Annotated in this window: 3 protein-coding genes; all 3 read right to left on the bottom strand. The window is 31.9% G+C overall.

The features are described 5' to 3' along the window. Positions 1-28: 28 nt before the first annotated feature. The 3 genes from DC28_RS16345 to DC28_RS02070 all read right to left on the bottom strand — a co-directional run bounded on the left by DC28_RS16345 (position 29) and on the right by DC28_RS02070 (position 3,408). Positions 29-202 carry a hypothetical protein gene (locus DC28_RS16345; RefSeq protein WP_156104538.1) on the bottom strand — a complete coding sequence of 58 codons (174 nt, stop codon included), beginning with the start codon at positions 200-202 and terminating at the stop codon, positions 29-31. A 199-nt stretch (positions 203-401) separates the two neighbouring features. After that, a complete protein-coding gene (locus DC28_RS02065; RefSeq protein ID WP_052078341.1) occupies positions 402-2,498 on the bottom strand; it encodes a DEAD/DEAH box helicase in 2,097 nt (698 codons plus the stop codon). A 1-nt stretch (position 2,499) separates the two neighbouring features. Continuing rightward, positions 2,500-3,408 carry a HamA C-terminal domain-containing protein gene (locus DC28_RS02070; protein WP_037545220.1) on the bottom strand — a complete coding sequence of 303 codons (909 nt, stop codon included), beginning with the start codon at positions 3,406-3,408 and terminating at the stop codon, positions 2,500-2,502. Positions 3,409-3,494: the final 86 nt, after the last annotated feature.

Below are 3,494 nucleotides of genomic sequence, written 5' to 3' on the forward strand. Positions count from 1 at the left end.
TTTTCAAGCCCCCTTACAGAGAGCACTTTTACAGAAAGAATTGTACACTACCTACATTCTGAGTTAAATCTGGTTGTCCTTCTTTCTCAACAATGATTTGGTCTTGCGTGCCTTCACTAAAAGATCGAAATTGCAAGGTCTGGGAGTGGACAGAAAATAATATGGTAAAAATCAGTAATGATCCTATGATTAATTTTTTCATTCAAACTTCCTCCGTATCAGTTCTCCCAATAAATGAATATTTTAAAAATAATGAAGTATTTATTGGATTTTAATCCATATAACATTTGCTTAACCTGCAATTCCGGCCCGAAGGGCTTGGCGTGGTTTGTGCCGAGCGAAGCGACAAGCACAAACCATGACAACAGGAATTGTCAGGTTGAAGCAGTTGTTAGCCGATTTTAATTTTTATTAATGATTATTCCTTCATAAAAATAATCAACAACATAATTATCAAAGTTATCAAGCGATTTAATACTTTTTATTCTCCCTGATCCCAATTTCTTGAAGGTTTCAATTATCGTGTTTATTTCAATTTCGCCGTTCTCTAAATCTATCAGACCTGCTTCATGGATTTTCTTAGAGATCATTCTTGGAAGTCCATATTCTTCAAGCTGATAAACATTTTTAGGCAAGAAAGCATGAGAGATTCTAAATATAAAGGGAGATATATCTATTGATGGTTCATTTATTATGATCTTCTGAATTGTATTCACATCTTGAAGAAGAGATGAAAACTCAAATGCTAGCGTTCTTTCTAGCTGAAATATTTCATTAATCCCTAAATCCATGTATTCAACAGACCGTAGTAAATCTGGAATAGTTGAATCCCAATTATTTGATAGTGCTTTTATAAAGCCAACAAAATAACTATATCTTGTTCCCCAGTTTCCGGGATCGAGGTTAATAACTTTATAGAGCATTGTGTCCCATTGATCAGGATCTGGACTATTTAAGTATGACAATCTCCTCCAAGATTCTTGATCCTCAAATATTTCTTGAACAATACTTAAGATAAGTTCCGAATCACTTGATTGTATAATCTTTTCTTTCTTAAGTATTTTATACCTTTCTGCGCCAAGCATAGATATCATTTCATCTTTATATTCCACCGCTTTTCTTACTTGTTCCTCTTTGAGATATTCACTCTGAATATCTTCATCTATCTCATTTATAATTTCATTTGGAACTTCTAAGTCAAGTTCAGTCTGCTCCTCATCAGGAGGGCTTTCAAGTACAAATACATTTCCAATAAAATGTCTAAACATCCTTCCACTTCTTCCAATAATATTTTTGTATGTAAAATCATTGATCCCTGATGTTCCATTCTTATTTTTCCATATTATAACATTTTCAGCCGACGTATTTACTCCTTCAATAATTGATGAAGTCGATATAATACAATTTAGTCCATTTACTTGTTCAAACAAATGAATTTGTATCTGAGATAATGATCGATGCAATCTTCCATTATGTATTCCTGCACCTCTTTTAACAAGTTTTGGAAGTATCCAATTAGGATCGTAATTCTTTATTAGCCATTTTTCAAAATTAGCTAGCAATTCAGAACCACTATCCAAATGCTTATCAATTATTAATGTCGAAACCTTATCAATATTTGTATAAGTTCCTGCGTATATAAGAGTTTTCCCTGTATACTTATCAAGTATCTTTAATAGATATAATCCTTTTTTTTCCTCATCTTTTTTAATCTCTTTATATAAAGTGAAAACTCTGAGAAATACTGTATTATAATCCAAATGAACAAATTCCATATCTTTGGTAACTGGGTTCTTATTTAACTTAGAGATATTAGGAGCAAGAAAATACTTTTGCTTTGATATTTTACCCAATTTTATTATTGCTCTAACAAGAGCAGGGGCTCTCTCACTATCAAATGCCAAACTTGCTTTATAAAATTCGTCTATAATAAGCAGGTCTATTGACGATAGTTTATCAACATAATTATTTGCTCTCTCCTGTGGAAAAATAAATATGTTTTTTGTTGAAAGTTGTATATCAGTATTCGTTATAATTTTGTATTCATCCGAAAACTTTCTTTGAAGACGTCGCCTAGTCTCGTCTGTTAGTGCAATTGTTGGTACAATAATTACTACATTTTCTGGTTTTTTAATTGCAATAAATGAGTCGATTATGAAACTCTTTCCAAACGAGGTTGGAGCGCTAACTGCAAAACTATCACCATTAAGAAGTTTTTTTAATATTCTTGATTGTTCATAATGCAATATTGCAGGTTCAGATTTGCCAATATTTACTTTAAATGCCTCATAGATGTATCTATCTTCCCATGAGGCATTCTCTATTTGAATATATGGGAATAATCCAGATCTTCGTATTAAATGATTAATAACATGGTTGTATTTGATGTCTTGCTTCTCATGCATATCTAGTACTTTAATTAATTCATTTCTAGCCTTAAGTTCTTCCCCGATCTCTTGTAGATCATTTATTTCCTGATAATAGTTAAATAATTCCATCTTAATCACCTCGGTAGAATTCAACGTTTTCGATGAATTTACTGACAATATTTTCTTTATCAGGGACAGGAAATAGTATGAAATGGAATTTAATTTTTTCATGTAAAAAGATATCTGATATATTCTCTAGTTGTTTAGAAAAGTATCTTTTTGCAATATCAACATGCAGTTCTTTTATATTTCTTCTATATTCTTCGGTTAAAACAGACTCGGTTTTTGTAATAGAACACTCATAAAGAAGAAGAATAGGGACATGGATTAACTCTTTAATTGTATCAATGGAATTTTGATAAGATAATACAGCTTTGACTTTCTCAGCAATATTATCACCTATTATATAGCTAATATCAGAAACGCCCGAAATGATACTACATTCTTTCTTGAGTTTATCAGTTCTTAATGAATTTTTTACTGATTCGACAATTCTTGAAAGTCTTGAATTATCTACTGAATTATAGAATTTTGCTTCTCCAAACCAAAGACTAAATTCTTCATTATCTTCAATAACAATATGAACACTATCTGAACCCTTTGCATAGTCCTGTGTATTTTGTTTATAAAATATCTTTGGTACAACAGGAAGAGCTTTATAATGATCCTTCATTAATGCATAAAGCAATATTTCAGCAAGTTCACTACCTTCACCTGTTGCATCATCCTTATCAGAAAGTCGAAGGTTTTTTGCAGCAGCCGTTAGCAGAGATTGATTTACTAACGCTTCTCTTTCTTTATAGTTGAGTGTTGTCTCAGCAATATTATCCCAGATGTAGTTTTGAAACTTTTTATATCGCCATTTTCCATCTTCAAAGTCATTAATTATACTTAATAAATGATCATTTTCTATAAGTCGTAATTCAAAATATGGTGCAATGTTTCTTACCTGATTATTTAGCAATACTTCAAAAAGCATGTCGTCTCCTCTTTTTGCGCCCGGAGGGTCCGGCTAACGCGCGCTTAACCTGCGGAGCGAAAGTGGCGCGGTTTTTGCCAAGAAAA

This window comes from Spirochaeta lutea (assembly GCF_000758165.1).
GTDB classification, from domain to species: domain Bacteria; phylum Spirochaetota; class Spirochaetia; order DSM-27196; family Salinispiraceae; genus Spirochaeta_D; species Spirochaeta_D lutea.

Bases quoted from the DNA above. Each gene is read 5' to 3' on its own strand.
- DC28_RS16345 (WP_156104538.1), bottom strand. From the start codon at position 202: ATGAAAAAATTAATCATAGGATCATTACTGATTTTTACCATATTATTT.
- DC28_RS02070 (WP_037545220.1), bottom strand. From the start codon at position 3,408: ATGCTTTTTGAAGTATTGCTAAATAATCAGGTAAGAAACATTGCACCA.
- DC28_RS02065 (WP_052078341.1), bottom strand. From the start codon at position 2,498: ATGGAATTATTTAACTATTATCAGGAAATAAATGATCTACAAGAGATC.